At 69.8% G+C, this 19153-nt stretch carries 19 protein-coding genes; 11 read left to right on the forward strand and 8 right to left on the reverse strand.

What is annotated here, in order from left to right; genetic code table 11:
* The 5 genes from carB to AC1RRS_RS09885 all read left to right on the forward strand — a co-directional run bounded on the left by carB (position 1) and on the right by AC1RRS_RS09885 (position 6269).
* A complete protein-coding gene (carB, locus tag AC1RRS_RS09865; protein ID WP_492855011.1) occupies positions 1 to 3297 on the forward strand; it encodes a carbamoyl-phosphate synthase large subunit in 3297 nt (1098 codons plus the stop codon).
* Between the two features lie 217 nt (positions 3298 to 3514).
* A complete protein-coding gene (locus AC1RRS_RS09870; RefSeq protein WP_492855012.1) occupies positions 3515 to 4147 on the forward strand; it encodes a hypothetical protein in 633 nt (210 codons plus the stop codon).
* A gap of 233 nt (positions 4148 to 4380) precedes the next feature.
* Positions 4381 to 4830, forward strand: coding sequence for a hypothetical protein (locus tag AC1RRS_RS09875; RefSeq protein WP_492855013.1), 450 nt, complete (start codon positions 4381 to 4383; stop codon positions 4828 to 4830).
* Complete coding sequence (locus AC1RRS_RS09880; protein ID WP_233245151.1) at positions 4827 to 5108, forward strand: DUF1294 domain-containing protein; 282 nt, start codon at positions 4827 to 4829, stop codon at positions 5106 to 5108. Before AC1RRS_RS09875 ends, AC1RRS_RS09880 begins: the two co-directional genes overlap by 4 nt.
* Before the next feature lie 57 nt (positions 5109 to 5165).
* A complete protein-coding gene (locus tag AC1RRS_RS09885; RefSeq protein ID WP_492855014.1) occupies positions 5166 to 6269 on the forward strand; it encodes an HPP family protein in 1104 nt (367 codons plus the stop codon).
* 181 nt (positions 6270 to 6450) lie between these two features.
* On the opposite strand, the gene AC1RRS_RS09890 is transcribed toward AC1RRS_RS09885, so the two are convergent.
* Entirely contained in the window at positions 6451 to 8664 is a 2214-nt protein-coding gene (locus AC1RRS_RS09890) for a methyl-accepting chemotaxis protein (RefSeq protein WP_492855015.1), read from the reverse strand.
* A gap of 114 nt (positions 8665 to 8778) precedes the next feature.
* Here AC1RRS_RS09890 and AC1RRS_RS09895 point away from each other — a divergent pair, with 114 nt between their 5' ends.
* The 5 genes from AC1RRS_RS09895 (at position 8779) to AC1RRS_RS09915 (ending at position 13299) form a co-directional block, all read left to right on the forward strand.
* A complete protein-coding gene (locus AC1RRS_RS09895) occupies positions 8779 to 9444 on the forward strand; it encodes a glutathione S-transferase (RefSeq protein WP_487287641.1) in 666 nt (221 codons plus the stop codon).
* 243 nt (positions 9445 to 9687) lie between these two features.
* Positions 9688 to 9951, forward strand: coding sequence for a hypothetical protein (locus AC1RRS_RS09900; RefSeq protein ID WP_492855016.1), 264 nt, complete (start codon positions 9688 to 9690; stop codon positions 9949 to 9951).
* Positions 9948 to 11561 (forward strand): methyl-accepting chemotaxis protein, encoded by a 1614-nt coding sequence (locus AC1RRS_RS09905; RefSeq protein WP_492855017.1) that lies wholly within the window; start codon positions 9948 to 9950, stop codon positions 11559 to 11561. Before AC1RRS_RS09900 ends, AC1RRS_RS09905 begins: the two co-directional genes overlap by 4 nt.
* Before the next feature lie 165 nt (positions 11562 to 11726).
* On the forward strand, positions 11727 to 12200 hold the full coding sequence (gene greA / locus AC1RRS_RS09910) for a transcription elongation factor GreA (RefSeq protein WP_110121313.1): 474 nt from the start codon (positions 11727 to 11729) through the stop codon (positions 12198 to 12200).
* Positions 12201 to 12297: 97 nt separating this feature from the next.
* On the forward strand, positions 12298 to 13299 hold the full coding sequence (locus AC1RRS_RS09915; protein WP_492855019.1) for a mitochondrial fission ELM1 family protein: 1002 nt from the start codon (positions 12298 to 12300) through the stop codon (positions 13297 to 13299).
* Positions 13300 to 13619: 320 nt separating this feature from the next.
* Here the strand turns inward: AC1RRS_RS09915 and AC1RRS_RS09920 are convergent, their stop codons facing one another.
* The 5 genes from AC1RRS_RS09920 to AC1RRS_RS09940 are packed head-to-tail and all read right to left on the reverse strand — an operon-like array spanning position 13620 to position 16150.
* Positions 13620 to 14102, reverse strand: coding sequence for a hypothetical protein (locus tag AC1RRS_RS09920; protein WP_492855021.1), 483 nt, complete (start codon positions 14100 to 14102; stop codon positions 13620 to 13622).
* A gap of 13 nt (positions 14103 to 14115) precedes the next feature.
* Positions 14116 to 15171, reverse strand: a complete 1056-nt coding sequence (gene pseI / locus AC1RRS_RS09925; protein ID WP_492855022.1) for a pseudaminic acid synthase — start codon at positions 15169 to 15171, stop codon at positions 14116 to 14118.
* A gap of 54 nt (positions 15172 to 15225) precedes the next feature.
* Positions 15226 to 15558, reverse strand: a complete 333-nt coding sequence (locus AC1RRS_RS09930) for a glycine zipper domain-containing protein (RefSeq protein WP_492855023.1) — start codon at positions 15556 to 15558, stop codon at positions 15226 to 15228.
* Between the two features lie 17 nt (positions 15559 to 15575).
* Complete coding sequence (locus AC1RRS_RS09935; protein WP_492855024.1) at positions 15576 to 15908, reverse strand: DUF5615 family PIN-like protein; 333 nt, start codon at positions 15906 to 15908, stop codon at positions 15576 to 15578.
* Positions 15905 to 16150 (reverse strand): DUF433 domain-containing protein, encoded by a 246-nt coding sequence (locus AC1RRS_RS09940; RefSeq protein ID WP_492855025.1) that lies wholly within the window; start codon positions 16148 to 16150, stop codon positions 15905 to 15907. The genes AC1RRS_RS09935 and AC1RRS_RS09940 overlap by 4 nt, the downstream gene beginning before the upstream one ends.
* A 27-nt stretch (positions 16151 to 16177) precedes the next feature.
* Here AC1RRS_RS09940 and trxB point away from each other — a divergent pair, with 27 nt between their 5' ends.
* Positions 16178 to 17185 (forward strand): thioredoxin-disulfide reductase, encoded by a 1008-nt coding sequence (trxB, locus tag AC1RRS_RS09945; protein WP_492855026.1) that lies wholly within the window; start codon positions 16178 to 16180, stop codon positions 17183 to 17185.
* Positions 17186 to 17384: 199 nt separating this feature from the next.
* Here the strand turns inward: trxB and AC1RRS_RS09950 are convergent, their stop codons facing one another.
* Complete coding sequence (locus AC1RRS_RS09950; protein WP_492855027.1) at positions 17385 to 18614, reverse strand: cell wall hydrolase; 1230 nt, start codon at positions 18612 to 18614, stop codon at positions 17385 to 17387.
* Between the two features lie 15 nt (positions 18615 to 18629).
* On the reverse strand, positions 18630 to 19106 hold the full coding sequence (locus AC1RRS_RS09955) for a Dps family protein (protein ID WP_487287652.1): 477 nt from the start codon (positions 19104 to 19106) through the stop codon (positions 18630 to 18632).
* Positions 19107 to 19153 lie beyond the last annotated feature (47 nt).

Raw genomic sequence — 19153 nt, forward strand, 5'->3', positions numbered from 1 at the left:
ATGCCCAAACGTACCGACCTCTCCTCGATCCTGATCATCGGCGCCGGTCCGATCGTCATCGGTCAAGCCTGCGAGTTCGACTATTCGGGCGTCCAGGCGTGCAAGGCCCTGCGCGCCGAGGGCTACCGCATCATCCTGGTCAACTCGAACCCGGCCACGATCATGACCGATCCGGACGTGGCCGACGCGACCTACATCGAGCCGATCACCCCGGACATGGTCGCCAAGATCATCGAGAAGGAGCGCCCCGACGCCCTCCTCCCGACCATGGGCGGCCAGACGGCCCTCAACACCGCCCTCGCCCTCGAGGAAGCCGGCGTCCTGAAGAAGTTCGGCGTCGAGATGATCGGCGCCAAGGCCGAGGTCATCGACAAGGCCGAGGACCGCCAGAAGTTCCGCGACGCCATGGACAAGCTGGGCCTCGAAAGCCCCAAGTCCAAGGCCGCCCACAACATGGAAGAGGCCCGTGACGGCCTGGCCTTCGTCGGCCTGCCGGCGATCATCCGCCCGTCCTTCACCCTGGCCGGCACCGGCGGCGGCATCGCCTACAATCTCGAGGAATTCGAAGAGATCGTCGCCCGCGGCCTCGACCTGTCGCCGACCACCGAGGTGCTCATCGAAGAGAGCGTCCTGGGCTGGAAGGAATACGAGATGGAAGTGGTCCGCGACACGGCGGACAACTGCATCATCGTCTGCTCGATCGAGAACATCGACCCGATGGGCGTCCACACCGGCGACAGCATCACCGTCGCCCCGGCCCTGACCCTGACGGACAAGGAATACCAGTGGATGCGCGCGGCCTCGATCGCCGTGCTGCGCGAGATCGGCGTCGAGACCGGCGGCTCGAACGTCCAGTTCGCGCTGAACCCGGCCGACGGCCGCATGGTCGTCATCGAGATGAACCCGCGCGTGTCGCGCTCTTCGGCCCTGGCGTCGAAGGCCACCGGCTTCCCGATCGCCAAGGTCGCCGCCCGCCTGGCCGTCGGCTACACGCTCGACGAACTGAAGAACGACATCACCGGCGGCGCGACCCCGGCCTCGTTCGAACCGTCGATCGACTACGTCGTCACCAAGATCCCGCGCTTCGCCTTCGAGAAGTACCCGGGTTCGGAGCCGCTGCTGACCACCGCCATGAAGTCGGTCGGCGAAGTGATGGCCATCGGCCGCACCTTCAAGGAAAGCGTCCAGAAGGCCCTGCGCGGCCTGGAGACGGGCCTGAACGGCTTCGACGAGGTGGAAATCCACGGCGCCGAGGATCCGGACACCGGCAAGGCCGCGGTCATCCGCGCCCTGGGCGTGCCCACCCCCGACCGCCTGCGCGTCATCGCCCAGGCCTTCCGCCACGGCCTGACCGTGGAAGAGGTCAACGCAGCCTGTTCCTATGAACCCTGGTTCCTGCGCCAGATCGCCGAGATCGTCCGCCAGGAAGGCCTGGTCCGCGCCGGCGGCCTGCCCAAGGACGCCCAGGGCTTCCGCGCCCTCAAGGCCCAGGGCTTCTCCGACGCCCGCCTGGCCAAGCTGACCGCCTCGAACGAAAAGGCCGTCCGCGCCGCCCGCCAGGGCCTGAACGTCCGCCCGGTCTTCAAGCGCATCGACAGCTGCGCCGGTGAGTTCCTGGCCACCACGCCCTACATGTACTCGACCTACGAGTTCGGCGCCCTGGGCCAGGTTCCCGAGTGCGAGAGCGAGCCGTCGGGCGCCAAGAAGGCCGTCATCCTCGGCGGCGGCCCCAACCGCATCGGCCAGGGCATCGAGTTCGACTACTGCTGCTGCCACGCCGCCTTCGCGCTCGACCAGATCGGCGTGGAGTCGATCATGGTCAACTGCAACCCCGAGACCGTCTCGACCGACTACGACACCTCCGACCGCCTGTACTTCGAGCCGCTGACGGCCGAGGACGTGCTGGAACTGCTGCATGTCGAGATGAGCAAGGGCGAGCTGGCCGGCGTCATCGTCCAGTTCGGCGGCCAGACCCCGCTGAAGCTGGCCCACGCCCTGGAAGAGGCCGGCGTGCCGATCCTGGGCACCAGCCCCGACGCCATCGACCTGGCCGAGGACCGCGAGCGCTTCCAGCAACTGCTGAACGGCCTGAACATCGCCCAGCCGGAAAACGCCATCGCCCGCACTTGGGACGAGGCCCGCGCCGAAGGCGACAAGATCGGCTTCCCGTTCGTGATGCGTCCGTCCTACGTGCTGGGCGGCCGCGGCATGGAGATCATCCGCGACCACGAGCAACTCGAGCGCTACATCGCCAACACCGGCGAGATCTCGTTCGAGCACCCGATCCTGCTCGACCACTATCTGAGCCGCGCCACCGAGGTTGACGTCGACGCCCTGTGCGACGGCGAGAGCGTGTTCGTGGCCGGCGTGCTGGAGCACATCGAGGAAGCCGGCGTCCACTCGGGCGACTCGGCCTGCTCGATGCCCCCCTTCTCGCTGAAGGCCGAGACCGTCGAAGAACTGAAGCGCCAGACCGTGCAGATGGCCCTGGCCCTCAACGTGCGCGGCCTGATGAACGTGCAGTTCGCCATCGAGGAGCCGCACGGCGACAACCCGCGCATCTACGTGCTGGAAGTGAACCCGCGCGCCTCGCGCACCGTACCGTTCGTGGCCAAGACGATTGGGCAACCTGTCGCCGCCATCGCCGCCAAGCTGATGGCCGGCGCCAAGCTTGCCGAGTTCGGCCTGAAGGACGAGCCCTACGACCACATCGCGGTCAAGGAAGCGGTCTTCCCGTTCGCCCGCTTCGCCGGCGTCGACACTATCCTCGGCCCGGAAATGCGCTCGACCGGCGAGGTCATGGGCCTGGACTGGATCCGTGAAGGCGAAACGGGCCTGGGCCCCGCCTTCGCCCGCGCCTTCGCCAAGAGCCAGCTGGGCGGCGGCGTCACCCTGCCGACCTCGGGCACGGCGTTCGTGTCGGTCAAGGAAAGCGACCGCCCCTGGATCGTCGAGCCGGTGAAGCTGCTGCAGGCGGCCGGTTTCAAGGTCATCTCCACCGTCGGCACCCGCGGCTATCTCGCCGAGCAGGGCGTCGAGGTCGAGCTGGTCAAGAAGGTGCTGGAAGGCCGCCCGAACATCGTCGACGTGATGAAGAACGGCGGCGTGCAGCTGGTGTTCAACACCACCGAAGGCAAGCAGGCCCTGGAAGACAGCTTCGACATCCGCCGCACGGCCCTGATGATGAAGGTGCCCTACTACACCACCAGCGCCGGCGCCCTGGCCGCCGCCCAGGCCATCTCCTCGGCCCCGGCCAAGGCCCTGGAAGTGCGCCCGCTGCAAAGCTACGCGTCGTAAGACGCCCCGAGCTTTCGAGACAGGAAGGCCGCCCGGAGCGATCCGGGCGGCCTTTTTCGTTTGGTCTCCACGGGGGCGGCTTCAACATACGCGCCCCGCGAGAAACTTCACCGCGAACACACGCATCCCGCTTGCCTGCCTGGACACCGGTGTCTTAGCATCGAGGAACAACGGTCGCCGAACCATCACGATGGCGGCCGACAAGGGGGAAACGACCATGTTCTTCGCCTGGGGGCATCAGGGCCAACGACGCGTGTTCGCCAACGCCGGCGCATTCCAGTGCAGTCACTGCGAGAAGGAACAGCCCAGCACCGTCGTCCTGGACTATACGGTCCGGCACCTGTGGTTCCTGTTCCGCTGGACCACCGACAAGGTCTGGCGCAGCGTCTGCGAGACCTGCGGCAACATCCATCGCCTGCAAAACCCCAAGACCTTCGAGGCGGGACTCTCCAAGCCGCCGATCCCGTTCATCGATCGTCGCGGCTGGCTGGTGGGCCTGGGCGGCGCCGGCGCCCTGGTCGTGCTGCTCGGCGTCAACGCCGCGGTCGACGACAAGAACAACCTGACCTATCTGCACGCGCCCCACGTCGACGACGTCTATACGATGGATTTCGGGCGAGACAGCCGCAACACCGAGTGCCCCGACTGCCAGTACGGCGCGGCCGTGGTCAGCGCGGTCAACGCCGAGGGCGTCTACATCCATCCCAGCAAGAAGATCTACAACCGCTCGTCCGACGTCCCCTGGGGCGCCAGCCCCTCCGACTACGTCGCCGGCGAGACCTACTTCATCTCCAACGCCCAGCTGCTCGACATGCACCAGAAGGGCAAGCTGATGGACGTGCGGCGGTAAAGCCCGTCCCTCTCCCCTTGCGGGAGAGGGTGGCCTCCGAAGGAGGTCGGGTGAGGGGTCTCTCAGAAATCAAAGCTGAGTACAGCGGTCAGGCTGGGTGAGGCGTTCGACTTCTGAGAAACCCCTCATCCGTCGGCCTTCGGCCGCCACCTTCTCCCGCAAGGGGAGAAGGATCATGCCTAGCCTCGCTCGCCCGCCTCCCCTACAGACGGGTTCCACCCTGATCCGTCGCCATGACCGCCTACGCCACCGCCGAAATCGCCCGCCTGGCCGAGCGCCTGCTCGACCGCAGCCTGCCCAAGGAAGAGTGGACCCACGCGGCCCACCTGACCGCGACGCTGCGCCTCGTGCGCACCCGCGACGCGGGCCTTGAGCGTGACCTGCCGGGCATCATCCGCGCCTATAACGAAGCCGTCGGCGGGGTGAACGACGACACCAGCGGCTATCACGAGACCATCACCCAGGCCTATCTCGCCGCCATCCGCGCCTTCGCCGCCGCCCTGCCGGCCGATGCGGACGACGCCGAGGCCGCCGCCCGCCTGCTGGCCACGCCGCTGGGCGACAAGGCCTGGCCGCTGGGCTTCTGGTCGCGCGAGCGCCTGTTCAGCGTCGCCGCCCGCCGCGGCTGGGTCGAACCCGACCTCGCGCCCCTCGACCACGCCCCGCCGGAACAGGTGCGGTGACCTTCATCGTCGTCCTGGCCCTGCTGGCGGCCAACCTCTTCTGCTTCATGCTGTTCGCCCACGACAAGGCCGCCGCCGTCGAGGGCGACCGCCGCGTGCCCGAGCGGGTGCTGCTGCTGTCGGCCTGCCTGGGGGCTGCGCCCGGCGCGCTGCTGGCCCAGCGCTGGCTGCGCCACAAGACCCGCAAGCAGCCGTTCGGCGCCTGGCTGGCCCTGATCGTCTTCGCCCAGGCCTGCATCGTCGCCGGCCTGGTCGCCCTGGCCTTCCAGCGCGGCTGAGCCGCCGGCCAGCGATTTTCGGCGCCATCGTCGGCCCGCATCGCCTATCAAACCCTGATGACCGCGCTGACCACCGATCGCCTGCTGACCCTGCTTCGCGGCAAGACCCCGATCCGACCGGCCGACGCGCTGAAGGGCGGCGGCGGCGCCCTGCTGGGCCTGCTGTTCGCCGGAGTGCTGGGACGCTTCGCCGTCGGCGGCGGCGACTGGCTGCATCCGCTGCTGGTGGCGCCGATCGGGGCCTCGGCCGTGCTGGTCTTCGCCGTGCCCGCCAGCCCCCTGGCCCAGCCGCGCGGCGTGATCGGCGGCAATGTCGTCTCGGCGCTGATCGGCATCACCGTGGCCCTGCTGCTGCCGGCCCAGCCGCTGCTCGCCGCGCCCCTGGCCGTGGGTCTGGCCATCGCCGCCATGGTGCTGCTGGGCTGCCTGCACCCGCCCGGCGGCGCGGTGGCCCTGATCACCGTCATCGGCGGACCGGCCGTGACCAAGGCCGGCTATCTCTTCGCCCTCAATCCGGTGGCGGTGGACTCGATCCTGCTGGTCCTGGCCGGCATGGCCTACAACCGCGCGGTCGGCCGCTCCTATCCGCACAAGGCCCCGGCCCCGCCGGCCAGCCCGCACGGCACCGCCGATCCGGCCCCCGCCTCGCGCATCGGCTACAGCACCGGCGACCTCGACAAGGCCCTGGCCCGCTACGGCGAACTGCTCGACGTCAGCCGCGAAGACCTCGACGCCCTGTTCCGCGAGGTCGAGATCGAGGCCCACCAGCGCCTGCACTCGCAGATCCGCTGCGGCGACGTGATGTCCCGCGACGTCATCCGGCTCGACCGCGCCCAGTCGGCCGAAAGCGCCCTGGCCTTCCTGCAGAGCCACGACCTGCGCGTCGCCCCGGTCGTGGACGAGGAGGGCCGCGTCATCGGCATGGCCCGCCGCGCCGAACTCCAGGCCAACCGCCGCCGCACCGTCGAGGCCGCCCTCGACCCCTTCGTCCACCGCGTGCGCGAAGGCACCCCGATCGCCGCCCTGCTGCCGATCCTCTCCAGCGGCCAGACCCACGAGGCCATGGTCGTCGACCGCGACCGCAAGCTGGTGGGCGTGATCACCCAGACGGATTTGATCGCGGTGCTCTACCGCGCCCACATCGTCGAGAGCGTGATTTAGCCCGCTCCCCCCTATCCGCCCGTCATTCCCGCCCTTGTGGCGGGAAACCCTGGTTCCGCCCGCATGGAAAGCGCCAGCGGCGTGCACAGCACGCCGCCCCATCCGCCCTTGCGGCTGACAGAGGGGTTCCCGCCACAAGGGCGGGAATGACGGGAGTAAGGGAAAGGCGAAGGCTCGAAGCCTAAGCCGCCGCCCGACGCCGCCCCGCCGACCGTCCCAGCCGGAACCGCCCCACCAGGGCCTCCAGCCGCGCGCCCTGCCCCGCCAGCGCCTGGTCGGCGACGCGGGCCTGGTCGACCATGACCAGGTTCTCCTGGGTGAAGCGCTCCATCTCGGCGACCTCGGCGTTGACCGCCGACAGGCCCTGCGCCTGCTCGCGCACCGACGAGGCGATGCGGGTGGCGGCCGCGTCGATGCCGGCCATGCGTCCGGCCACGCCGTGCAGGGCCGAGCCGGTGCGCTCCACGAGGCCGACGCCCGCTTCGACCCGTACGGCCGAGGCGCCGATCAGGGTCTTGATCTCCTTGGCCGAGCCGGCCGAGCGCTGGGCCAGGGCCCGCACTTCCTGGGCCACGACGGCGAAGCCACGACCGGCGTCGCCGGCCCGGGCGGCTTCCACGCCCGCGTTCAGGGCCAGAAGGTTGGTCTGGAAGGCGATCTCGTCGATCAGGCCGACGATGTCGCCGATCTGGCGGGCGGAGGCGTCGATCTCGCCCATGGTGGCGGTGGCCTGGGTGACCACCGCGCCGCCCTGGTCGGCCTCGGCGCGGGCGGCGGCGACCAGGCGGCGGGTCTCGTCGGCCCCGCCGGCCGCCTCGCCCACGGCCTGGGTGATCTCGTTCAAGGAGCCCGCGGCCCGCTCGATGCCGGCGGCCTGGCGCTCGGTGCGGCCGGCCAGCTCGCCCGAGGCGCGGCTGAGCGCGGTCGTGGCCTCGCCGATGGCGGCGCTGGCCTCGGCGATCTCGCCGATCGCCTGCTCCAGGCTCTCGACGGCGGTGTTGAAGTCGCGGCGCAGCGGCTCGTAGACCTCGGCGAACGGACCGGGGATGCGACGGCCCAGATCGCCCTCGGCCACGGCGGCCAGGGCCTCGCCCACCTGGCGGACCACGTCGGTCTGCTCGTCGATCGACAGGGTCAGGGCCGCGGCCCGGTCGCGGTCGGCGTCGGCGGCGCGGCGCAGGCCTTCCTGCTCCTCGCGCATGGCCTGGGCGCGGGCCAGCTCCTGCCGCAGCGTGTCGAGCGCGCGGGCGATGGCCCCGATCTCGTCGGCGCGGGCGGCCTCGGCCACCGGCTGGTCGTAGCGGTGCTCGGCCAGCACGCCCACGGCGCCGCGCAGGGCCAGCAGCGGCTGGGCGATCAGCCGGCGCGAGGCCAGGGCCAGCACGCCCAAGGCGCAGAGCAGCAGCACCAGGCCGCCGATCGCCAGGCCCATGGCCAGCTTGCGGGCCGGCGCCAGCAGGGCGTCCTCGGTGACGTCCACCACCATGGCCCAGGTCGCGCCCGAGGCCAAGCGCACCGGCGCCACCAGCCGCTCGGCCCGCTGGCCCTTGATCTTCACGCCCTCGATCACCGTCGGACCGCCGCCCGCGATCACCGCCTTGATCGTATCGAGCCCGGGATCGGAATAGGCCTTCATCCGCAGGTCCGCCTCGGGGTGCGACACCCACAGGCCGCCCGGCGAGACCAGCATGGCCCGGCCGTCGTCGAACGGCTTCAGGGCGGTCAGGCGATTTGCGATATCGTCCAGGGCCAGGTCCGCGCCCATGACGCCCACGGTCTTGCCGTCGACGATCACCGGATAGGTGACCGAGGTCATCAGCAGCATCTTGGTCTCGCCGCCGTCGGTGATGTTGTCGCGATAGGGCTCCAGGATCGCCGGCCGGCCGCTGGCGGCGCTGGTCGTGTAGAAGTCCTCGCCGAACTCGGCGTCCTCGCCCTGCTCCAGGCTCAGGCTGTCGCCGTTCTTCACCCAGTAGCCGATGAACCGCCCCTGCGGGGTCGAGCCCAGGTCGGCGCGGCCGACGAAGGCGGCGTCGTCGCCCAGGGCGCCGGGGGCGAACATCAGCCAGGCGCCCAGTTCGGTGCGCGAGGCGCTGGCGATCGGCTTCAGCTGGGCCAGGTACACCGCGCGATCGCGCTGGCCGGCCTGGTAGCTGGCCGCGAACAGGCCCGCCGACGAGCGCACGACCGCGTCGGCGTCGTCGAGGTCGTTCTTGATCTCCTGGGCGGTCTGGGCGGTGACGCTGGCGGCGTAGCGCTGGGCCAGGCTTTTGACCGCCTTGCCGCTTTGCCACGAGATCAGCAGCGAGCCGGCGATCAGCAGCACGCCCAGGGCGGCGCCGCCTGCGGCCATCAGCTTGCCGGCCAGAGACAGCCGACCGAACGTCTTACGCATACTCATCAGGTCCCCCGACTCGACTTGAGGGCGAACAAGACGCGGTAAACCTTGCCGAACGCTGAATGGCCAGCCATCGTCCGGACCCTTAAGCAGAAGGCAGGGAAAGCCCGAATGGTCGTCGTCCACCACCTGAACAACTCGCGCAGCCAGCGCGTCCTCTGGCTGCTGGAGGAGCTGGGCGTCCCCTACGAGGTCAAGCGCTACGAGCGGAACCTGCAGACCATGCTGGCCCCGCCCGAGCTGCGGGCCATCCATCCACTGGGCAAGTCGCCGGTGATCACCGACGGCGACAAGACCATCGCCGAGACCGGCGCGATCATCGAATACATCCTCGACACCTACGGGAACGGCCGGCTGATCCCGGCGGCGGGAACCCCGGAACGCCTGCGCTATACCTACTGGCTGCACTATGCCGAGGGCTCGGCCATGACGCCGCTGCTGCTGAAGCTGGTGTTCAGCGCCCTGCCCGCCCGCTCGCCCGGCCTGCTCAAGCCCCTGGTCAAGGCCATCGCCGGCAAGGCCCAGTCCGGCTTCGTCGATCCGCAGCTGAAGGCCCATATCGACTACTGGGACGCCGAACTGGCCAAGTCCGAGTGGTTCGCCGGCTCGGACTTCACCGCCGCCGACGTGATGATGAGCTTCCCGCTGGAGGCCGCCGCCTCGCGCGCCGGTGCCAATTCGCGCCCCCGGGTGAAGGCCTTCCTCGAGCGCATCCACGCCCGCCCGGCCTATCGCACCGCCCTGGAACGCGGCGGCGAATACGCCTACGCCGATTGAGCGAGGGGAACGCAACTCACGGTCAAGCTCATCGCCTGCGACATGGCGACGCTCGACCGTGATCTTAAGACTTCGATCACCGTGATCGCGCAAAAGATCGCCCCCTGACGTGCGCGATCCAGGCGCGCCTTGCCCCGGAGATCGAGGTTGTCCCTGCAGCGTGTTCGAACCTGGCGTGATCTGCTTCACGCCCTGGGTCGAACACTGGCCGCAACCTGCGCGATTGTTCTGACGCTTCTGGCGGTGACGTTGTCCAGCGCCTCGCCGCGCGATCCGGGCCGCGTCGCCGCCGTCTTCCCGCCCTGGTGGTCGGCCGCCCACGCCGCCGGCGCGGCGACCACGGCCGGCGACATCGCCGGCGCGGGGTCCGTGCCCTTCATCCTGATCCTGCGCGGCGATCCCGCCACCCTGGGTCAGCGCCTGCGCGCCGCCGGCGCGATCGTCCTTCTCGATCCCGAGGCCGCCGGCGTCTGCGCCGCAAGGTCCGTTCTGGAGCCCCGCCCATGAGCTCGAAGACCTCGAACCTCGACGTCCAGCGCCGCCTCGGCGGCCGCCTGATCCTGACCCTGACGTCGGTGATGGCCCCGATCGTCATCGGCGCCCGCTTCCTGGTCGGCGAGCACGTGCTCGGCATCGCCATCGCGGCGGTGATGACCGCCGCCCTGGCGGCCGGCGCGGTCCTGCAACGCGGGGAAACCCAGACGGGCCGCATCCTGTCGGGCGTGGCGCTGATGGCCCAGGTCTCGCTGCTGGTCGCCGCCCTCGACGGCCACGCCTGGCAGATCGACATGCACATGGCCTATTTCGCGGCCCTGGCCCTGCTGGTCGTCTATTGCGACTGGACCGTCATCGCCGCCGCGGCCGCCACCGTCGCCGTGCACCACCTTTCTCTCAGCTACCTGCTGCCCGCCGCCGTCTTCCCGGGCTCGGCAAGCCTGGGCCGCGTGCTGGTCCACGCCGTCATCCTGGTCGTCGAGGCCGGGGCCCTGATCATGGCCACCCAGGGCCTGCACCGCGTCATCGGCCTGGCCGAGCGCGCCCGCGCCAAGGCCGAGGAGGCCATGCAGGAGGCCCGCGAGGCCGACGCCGCCGCCGACCACGCCCGCCGCTCGGAAGAGGAAGGCCGCGTCGCCCACGCCGCCGTCCAGGCCGCCGCCGAGCGCCAGCGCGCCGACATGGTCGACGCCCTCGCCCAGAGCCTGTCGCGCCTGGCCAAGGGCGACCTGTCGGTCCGCCTGATCGAGCAGTTCTCCGAGTCCTACGAGCAGCTGCGCGCCGACTTCAACCAGGCGGCCGTCAAGCTGGCCGACGCCCTGGCCGTCATCGACGAGCGCGCCGGCGGCGTGCGCCGCGGCTCCGACCAGATCGCCGACGCCGCCTCGAACCTGTCGCGCCGCACCGAGCAGCAGGCCGCCAACCTGGCCGAGACCGCCAGCGCCATGGACGAGATCACCGCCACCGTCGGGCAGACGGCCGACGGCGCCCGCAAGGCCGCCGCCGTCGTGGCCCGGGCCCGCGACGACGCCCGCCGCTCGGGCGAGGTGGTCGGCGAGGCCGTCGACGCCATGGGCGCGATCGAGACCTCGGCCACCCAGATCTCGCGGATCATCGGCGTCATCGACGAGATCGCCTTCCAGACCAACCTGCTGGCCCTGAACGCCGGCGTCGAAGCCGCCCGCGCGGGCGAGGCCGGCAAGGGCTTCGCCGTGGTCGCTTCCGAGGTGCGGGGCCTGGCCCAGCGCTCGGCCGAGGCCGCCAAGGAGATCAAGCAGCTGATCACCACCTCGACCCGTCAGGTCGGCGAAGGCGTCGAGCTGGTCGGCCGCACGGGCGAGGCCCTGGAGCGCATCGTTTCGCAGATCGCCGAGATCGACGGCCTGGTTTCCGAGATCGCCGCCAGCGCCCAACACCAGGCCCAGGGCCTGACCCAGGTCAACACCGCGGTGAACCAGATGGACCAGGTGCTGCAGCAGAACGCGGGCCTGGTGGAGGAGACCGCCGCGGCCACCCACGCCCTCAACGACGACGCCGGCGAGCTGGCCCGTCTGGTCGGCCAGTTCCAGCTGCCCGGCGACCGCCGCCTGGCCTCGCGGCCCGGCGCGCTGAAGCGGGCCTGACGGGAGTCTGCAGGGGAAGAAGGACCGCCAGCTTGGCCGCGCGCGTCGCCCGACGCGTGAGACTTGCTTATCCAGAATGCGGCGCCTATCCTCTCAGCCCCCGGTCGCGTGCGCCAGCGACTAGGAGTCTTCCTCCCCTTACGGCGAACCGAGCTAAAATCCGCAATGGAAAAAGTGCCGATGACCGTCTTGGGTTATCAAACCCTCGACGAAGAACTGAAGCGTTTGAAGACGATTGAACGGCCCGCCGTGATCGCCGCGATCGCCGAAGCGCGATCGCATGGCGACCTCTCGGAAAATGCCGAATACCACGCCGCCAAGGAACGCCAGGGCTGGATCGAGGGCCAGATCGCCGAGATCGAGGACAAGATCGCCCGCGCCCAGGTCATCGACGTCTCCAAGCTCTCCGGCGCTCAGGTGAAGTTCGGTGCCACGGTCAGCGTGGTCGACGAGGACACCGAAGAAGAAGCCCGCTACCAGATCGTGGGCGACCACGAAGCCGACGTGAAGTCGGGCCGCATCTCGCTGAGCTCGCCGCTGTCGCGCGCCATGATCGGCAAGGAAGTGGGCGAAGTCGTCGAGGTCAACACCCCCGGCGGCGTTAAGGCCTACGAGATCCTCAAGGTCGAGTGGGTCTAGGGCTTAGCCCTAACCCCGCCATGAAGTTCGGCCAATCGCCGTGGATCCGCCCTTTCGAAGGCGGGTCCGCGGCGTTCGCCGTTTGAGGGCTGGACTGATGAGCGCGAGCGAAAAGCCTCGTCCTGAACCGCTGACCATCTGGGCCGTCTCCGACGGTCGCGCCGGCATCGAGGCCCAGGCCGTGGGCCTGGCCGAGGCGATCGCGCGCCAGCGTCCTGCGAAGATCGTGGTCAAGCGCGTGTCCTGGAAGGGCCGCACCGGCCGCCTGCCCTGGTGGCTGGCCTGGCTGCCCAAGCGCTGGATCACCCCCGAAAGCGAGATCACCGCGCCCTGGCCCGACCTGTGGGTCGCCGCCGGTCGCGCGACCCTGCCCCTCTCGATCCGGTTGAAGAAATGGTCGGCCGGCAAGACCTATGTCGTGCAGATCCAGGACCCGCGCGTCCCGGCCCAGATGTTCGACCTGGTCATCCCGCCCAAGCACGACCGGCTGACCGGCGACAACGTGATCCCGATCACCGGCTCGCCGCACCGCGTCAGCCAGGCGCGCCTCGACGCCGAGTACGAGAAGTTCAAGGACGCCATCAAGGCCCTGCCCCGCCCGCGCGTCGCCGTGCTGCTGGGCGGCAAGTCCAAGGCCTTCGACCTGTCGGTCGAGCGCGCCGCCCAGATGGCCCACGAGATCCAGCTGCCGCTGGAGCAGGAAGGCGGCAGCCTGCTGCTGACCTTCTCGCGCCGCACGCCCGAGCCGGCCCGCGCCCTCCTGGCCGCCCGCCTGCGCGACCTTCCCGGCATCATCTGGGATGGGGACGGCCCCAATCCCTATTTCGCCTTCCTGGCGGCGGCCGACTACATCCTCGTCACCGAGGACTCGACCAACATGGCCACCGAGGCCGCCTCGACCGGCAAGCCGGTGTTCATCCTCAAGATGGAAGGCCACAGCCTGAAGTTCCGCCTCTTCCACGAGGAACTGGAACGCCAGGGCGCGGCCCGCCCCTATGGCGGCGCCTTCCACGGCTGGACCTACGACCCGGTCGACGAGACCGGCCGCGCGGCGACCGAGGTGCTGGCGCGGATGGACGCGGCGCGGGCGAAGGACTGAGAGCGATCCGCGTTCAGCGGCATGGCCCCTTTTATCCGAGCGTCCCCGCGAAGGCGGGGATCCAAGCGGACTTTCGGGACCCGGCTCGGCCGTCGATTATCCGCCAGCTCGGCTTGGGTCCCCGCCTTCACGGGGAAGACGGGTTCTGAGCGTATGAGGGCCTTCGTTGCCCGACGGCATTTGGCCCACTACCTTTTGCGCAAGGTGGAGGACTAGCGATGGACCCTCTCGTCTCGATGTCCCTGATGATGCTGCTGGGTGGCGCGCTGTCGTTCGGCGTCTATTGGGCCTTCCAGAAGTTCGACCGTCGCTGACCGCGATCAGCGGTCGTCCTGCACGAAGACGTAGCGGCCGAAGGCCTCGAGGATCGCCTCGGGATCGGCGTCCAGCCCGTCCAGCACGATCATCGGCTCGGCGATGAGCGTCGGCTGTCCCGTGGGCCGCAGCGAGATCCGCAGCCGAGTGTGATCCACATACCTGCCGCTATACGCCTCGAGCCGCGCGGCGGCGACGCGGCCCCACGGCAGGTATCCGCCTCGCGCCAGCCAAAGCCCCCGCCAGCGCACGCCGTCCTCGTACAGGGCCAGCGCGCCCTTTTTGTCCAGGGCCGCGCCGATCACATAGGCCCCCACGAAGACGCCGAACGCGGCGGCCAACGTATAGGCGGGCGCCGCCATGCGGGGATCGAACAGCCCGAAGACCGCCCCCAGGGTGGCGAAGGCCAGCGGCACAGTCCCGGTCTTCACGAGCAGACGACGCGGCGAGCGCCGGACGACGAGCGTGCTGGAAACCTTGTCGGTCATGCCTGGGCTGGCCTCAGCCCACCATGTCCCAGGCCAGCGGCTCGCCGCGGCTCAGCGCGCGGGCGGCGGGGCGGCCCAGCACCTTGTCGAGGTCGGCCGGCGGCAGGCCGATGCCCGGGCGCACCGAGCGGACGTTGTCGCGGCTCAGGATCGCGCCGGCCGGTACGTCGGCGGTGACGTAGAGCGAGCGGCGGTACTGCAGGTTGGCCTGCTCGGAGCCCAGCACGTCGTAGTGCGCGCGGCCCAGCGCGGCCCAAGCGTTCTTGGTGTCGTTCACGAGCGCCCGGAACTCGGCCGGCTCCAGGCTGAAGGCCGAGTCCGGCCCGCCGTCGGCGCGGGCCAGGGTGAAGTGCTTCTCGATGGCGGCCGCGCCCACCGACACCGCCGCCACCGAGGCGGCCGTGCCCGGCGTGTGGTCCGACAGGCCGATCGGACAGCCGAAGCGCGCGGCCATGTCGGCCACGGTCCGGACGTTGGCGTCGGCGAAGGTGGCGGGATAGCTCGACACGCAGTGCAGCAGCAGCACCCCCGCCGCCCCGGCTTCCAGGGCGGTGTTCCGGGCGGTCTCGATCTCGGCCAGGTTGGCCATGCCGGTCGAGATGATCAGCGGCTTGCCCTTGGCCGCCGCGTAGCGGATCAGCGGCAGGTCCACCGCCTCGAACGAGGCGATCTTGTAGGCGGGGGCGTCGAGCCCGGCCAGCAGGTCGACCGCCGTCTCGTCGAACGGGCTGGAGAAGATCGTCACGCCCCGCTTCCTGGCGCGCTCGAAGATCGCCGCGTGCCATTCGAAAGGCGTCTGGGCCTCCTGATAGAGCTCATAGAGGCTGCGGCCGTCCCACAGGCCGCCGTTGATCTTGAACTCGGGCCGGTCGACGTCGAGCGTGATGGTGTCGGCGGTGTAGGTCTGGATCTTGATCGCGTCGCAGCCGGTGTCGGCGGCCGCGTCGACCATCGAAAGGCAGCGGTCGAGGCTGCCGTTGTGGTTCCCCGACAGCTCGCAGATCACATAGGGCGGATGGTCGGCGCCGATCCTGCGGCCGGCGATCTCGATTTCGGGCGAAGCGGTCATGGGCGAACTCACGCGTGTCCCCGCCATATTAACCCTGAAATCGTGGACGAGGCGTCAATCCCCGCCACCGCCCCCGCCGTCACCACCGCCGCAGCTTCCCCCGTCCGACGAACCGCCATCGGATGAGGATCCGCAGTCCGACGCGTTCGACGAAGAGTCCGAGGTCGAGGAACCGCCATCGGAATACGTCGACGAGGACGCGTCGCCCCCGTCGCCGCCCTTGCCGGGCTTCGCCCCGGCCGGCTTGGCCGCCTCCAGCGCCGTGCCCAGGCCCGCCCCGATGGCGACGCCGATCGCGATGCCCATGGCGATGTTGTTAGTCGCCACGCCGAGCGCGACCCCGATCGCCGTCCCGGCCCCGATGCCGATCGTCAATCCGCCCTTCATGGCTCCCCCTTCAATTCTCAGCGACCAATCTCGATGACGGCCGCATCTCCCGCCAGAGCCTGCCGAAGCTCACTCAAGGCGCTTCCCATTCGCGCCAGAAGAACCTCGCGGCTCATATTTCCAAACCGAACCCACAGCACCCTGGCGCGCGGCGTCCTGTGCCGCGACCATTCGACGAAGTCGCGGTCCTTGGTGACGATGACGTAGCCCTTGCTCAAGGCGAGGTCCCAGATTTCGCCGTCGGACGCGGACAGCAGTCCAAGTTCCGCCAAGTGATCCGCCGACAAGCCTTGGTCGCGCAGCCACTCGGCCAAGGCCTGTGGAAGCTGGGCGTCGACCAGAAGCTTCAAGCGGCGACGACGGCGGTGTCGGCGACCGCGGCGGCGGCGTAGGCCAGCGCCGCACGGATGTCGTCCGGTTCCAGGTAAGGGTACTCTTGGAGCACCTCGGCGGAGGTCATGCCGGCCGCCAGCATCTCCAGAACATCCTGCACCCGCACACGCAGACCGCGGATGCAGGGACGGCCTCCGGCCTTGCCGGGTTCGATCGTGATGCGTTCCAGCAGCGGGTTCATGGCGTCAATGTAGCGCACGAGCGGAATCGCGCCTAGATATCCGCCATGTCCACCACCGCTCCTCGCCACACGCGCTGCCTGATCATCGGTTCGGGCCCCGCCGGCTACACCGCCGCCATCTACGCCGCCCGCGCGCTGCTCAAGCCCGTGCTCATCGCCGGCATCCAGCCGGGCGGCCAGCTGACCATCACGACCGACGTCGAGAACTATCCGGGCTTCGCCGACGTCATCCAGGGTCCCTGGCTGATGGACCAGATGCGCGCCCAGGCCGAGCACGTGGGCACCGAGCTGGTCAACGACATCGTGCTGTCGGTCGACCTTTCCAAGCGTCCGTTCACGGTGAAGACCGACAGCGGCCAGGACTGGATCGCCGAGACGATCATCATCGCCACCGGCGCCCAGGCCAAGTGGCTGGGCCTGGAGAGCGAAAGCAAGTTCCAGGGCTTCGGCGTGTCGGCCTGCGCCACCTGCGACGGCTTCTTCTATCGCAACAAGGAGGTCGTGGTGGTCGGCGGCGGCAATACGGCCGTCGAAGAGGCCCTGTTCCTCACCAGCTTCGCCAGCAAGGTCACCCTGGTGCACCGCAAGGACGAATTGCGCGCCGAGAAGATCCTGCAGGAGCGCCTGCTGGCCCACCCGAAGATCGAGGTGGTCTGGGACAGCGCCATCGACGAGGTCCTGGGCGACAGCGATCCGGCCGGCGTCACCGGCGTTCGCCTGAAGAACGTCAAGACCGGCGCGACCACCGAGCTGAAGACCGACGGCGTGTTCATCGCCATCGGCCACGCCCCGTCGTCGGAGCTGTTCAAGGGCCAGCTGGAAACCGGCCCGGGCGGCTATCTGAAGGTCAAGCCGGGCACGGCCTCGACCGCCATCGAAGGCGTCTACGCCGCCGGCGACGTCACCGACGACGTCTACCGCCAGGCCGTCACGGCCGCCGGCATGGGCTGCATGGCCGCCCTGGAAGCCGTCCGCTTCCTGGCCGAGGAAGACCACAAGAAGGCTCACCACCCGATCAGCCACAAAGAGGCCAACGAGATCGGGGCCTGGTGACGAAGAGCCGCTCCGAAAGGGGCGGCTTTTTCTTTGATCGGTCGGAGTGCGAGGACCTCGCTAAAGGAACCTCCCCCTCTGGGGGAGGCGATCGCGTAGCGATCGGTGGGGGGAGTGATTGCGAACCCCGCCAACGCCTCGAAAGCTGAAACCGTCCCCCCACCGGCCTTCGGCCGCCTCCCCCACGGGGGGAGGTTCCTCAATTATCCAGCGGGTTCAGCAGGTTCGGCGCTCTCGGCTTCGGCTTGGGCGGTGGGGGCGGAGGCGCGGCCACCACCGGCGGCGGCGCGGGTTTGGCCGCGGCTTGGGCCTGGACCTCGGGCATGGCCTCCAGGGCCTTGTTGATCCGGGCGATCTCCTCGGGCGTGGCGATGCGGCGGCCGGCCACCGTGCCCTCGACCTTCAGCCGCTCGCCGCCCGGCGCGGCGACGTCGGGGATGACGACGATGCGGGCGTCCTTCAGGGCGGCCGCCGGCGCGGGCCCGCCCAAGGTCTGCGATAGCGTCTGGGCCAGCACCTCGGGCGGCGCGGCCTCCAGGGTGCGGGGATCGGCGCCCATCAGGGTGTCGGCCGAGATCTTGGTCTCGCCGCCGGCGTAGCGCCCCTTGAACGCCGCCAGCGTCCCCGCCGGGCCGGTCCAGCGATAGAAGATGTGCGTGCCCACCTGGCGCAGCTTGACCAGGGTCGGCGCCCAGTACGGCGAGACGTAGTCGGCGTGGTAGTGGGTGGCCACGCCCACATCCTTCATCACGAAGCCCGACAGCGCCCGCCGCGCCACGGCCTCGGCCTGGTTCCACAGAGCGGGCGACACCGCCCGCTCCAGCGAGCCGTCGCAGGTGAAGCTGAACTGGCAGCCCGTGCTCCGCAGCGAGCCCTCGTAGATCACCCCGCAGATCGACTTGGGATAGCCGGGATGGCGCAGGCGGTTGAGCACGGTCTGGGCCACGGCCGCCTGGCCGTCCGCCGGCTCGAAGCCGGCCTCGAAATAGACCGCCTGCGAAAGGCAGTGCAGCGCTCTGGCCCGCTCCTCGCCCGAGGCCTTCAGCACGAAGGGCCGGGCCGCCTCGATCGGCAGGGGCGCGGGCAGGCGGTAGGCGTTGATGCGGCGGGCGTCCTCGAAGTCGGGAACCGTGTCGCCCAGGGTCGGGATGGTGGCGATCTCGATCACCTCCCAGCCCTTCACCCGTCCCCAATAGTCCTTGCGCGGCCTGGGATCATGCCGCCGGGCCAGGGCCAGCATGGCCGGATCCATGTCGGCGACGTAGCGGGCGAGCCCCGCGTCCGACAGCGTGCCGGCCTGGCTCGCCACGCCCGCGGCGCGGCCATGCTGGCGCGGCAGGTGATAGGCGGTGGCGCACGCAGAAAGGCCGCCGACGGCGATCAGCGCCGCGGCGGCCTTCAGGTCCCGTTGTCGTCGGATGGACGGCACGCGGGTGCGTTCGGACTACTTGCTCAGGGTCGAGCGCAGCATCCAGGCGTGCTTTTCGTGGGCCGCCAGGCGCTGGGTGTAGAGATCGGCGGTGGCTTCGTCGCCGGCCTCTTCAGCCGCCGGGAAGGCCGCGCGCAGGGTGGCGATGACCGTCTCGTTGTCGGCCAGGAGTTCCTTGATCATGGCCTCCCAGTCCTTCTCGCCGTCGCCGTCCTTGATGCTGGAGAGGTTGCCGAAGGCGCCGTAGCCCTGCGGGGCCAGTTCGCCCAGGGCGCGAATGCGCTCGGCGATCAGGTCCAGAGCGGCCCACTCTTCGTTGTATTGGCCTTCCAGCAGGATGTGCAGCGACTGGAAATAAGGACCGCGGACATTCCAGTGATAGCCGTGCGTCTTGAGGTAGAGCGCATAGCTGTCAGCCAGGACCTTGTTCAGTCCCTGCGCGATGTCCGCGCGTTGCTTGGCCGAAATGCCGATGTTCGGAGCGGTCGCCATTCATGATCTCCCGTGTTGCGTGTCCTAGGTAAGCGTGTCCATGCTCA

The organism is Caulobacter sp. GW821-FHT12A07 (assembly GCF_058807655.1).

Coding starts and splice junctions, on each gene's coding strand:
- AC1RRS_RS09905 (WP_492855017.1), top strand. CDS start 9,948: ATGAGCTCGAAGACCTCGAACCTCGACGTCCAGCGCCGCCTCGGCGGC.
- AC1RRS_RS09930 (WP_492855023.1), bottom strand. CDS start 15,558: ATGAAGGGCGGATTGACGATCGGCATCGGGGCCGGGACGGCGATCGGG.
- AC1RRS_RS09915 (WP_492855019.1), top strand. CDS start 12,298: ATGAGCGCGAGCGAAAAGCCTCGTCCTGAACCGCTGACCATCTGGGCC.
- trxB (WP_492855026.1), top strand. CDS start 16,178: ATGTCCACCACCGCTCCTCGCCACACGCGCTGCCTGATCATCGGTTCG.
- pseI (WP_492855022.1), bottom strand. CDS start 15,171: ATGACCGCTTCGCCCGAAATCGAGATCGCCGGCCGCAGGATCGGCGCC.
- AC1RRS_RS09885 (WP_492855014.1), top strand. CDS start 5,166: ATGACCGCGCTGACCACCGATCGCCTGCTGACCCTGCTTCGCGGCAAG.
- greA (WP_110121313.1), top strand. CDS start 11,727: ATGGAAAAAGTGCCGATGACCGTCTTGGGTTATCAAACCCTCGACGAA.
- AC1RRS_RS09955 (WP_487287652.1), bottom strand. CDS start 19,106: ATGGCGACCGCTCCGAACATCGGCATTTCGGCCAAGCAACGCGCGGAC.
- AC1RRS_RS09870 (WP_492855012.1), top strand. CDS start 3,515: ATGTTCTTCGCCTGGGGGCATCAGGGCCAACGACGCGTGTTCGCCAAC.
- AC1RRS_RS09920 (WP_492855021.1), bottom strand. CDS start 14,102: ATGACCGACAAGGTTTCCAGCACGCTCGTCGTCCGGCGCTCGCCGCGT.
- AC1RRS_RS09875 (WP_492855013.1), top strand. CDS start 4,381: ATGACCGCCTACGCCACCGCCGAAATCGCCCGCCTGGCCGAGCGCCTG.
- AC1RRS_RS09890 (WP_492855015.1), bottom strand. CDS start 8,664: ATGCGTAAGACGTTCGGTCGGCTGTCTCTGGCCGGCAAGCTGATGGCC.
- AC1RRS_RS09895 (WP_487287641.1), top strand. CDS start 8,779: ATGGTCGTCGTCCACCACCTGAACAACTCGCGCAGCCAGCGCGTCCTC.
- carB (WP_492855011.1), top strand. CDS start 1: ATGCCCAAACGTACCGACCTCTCCTCGATCCTGATCATCGGCGCCGGT.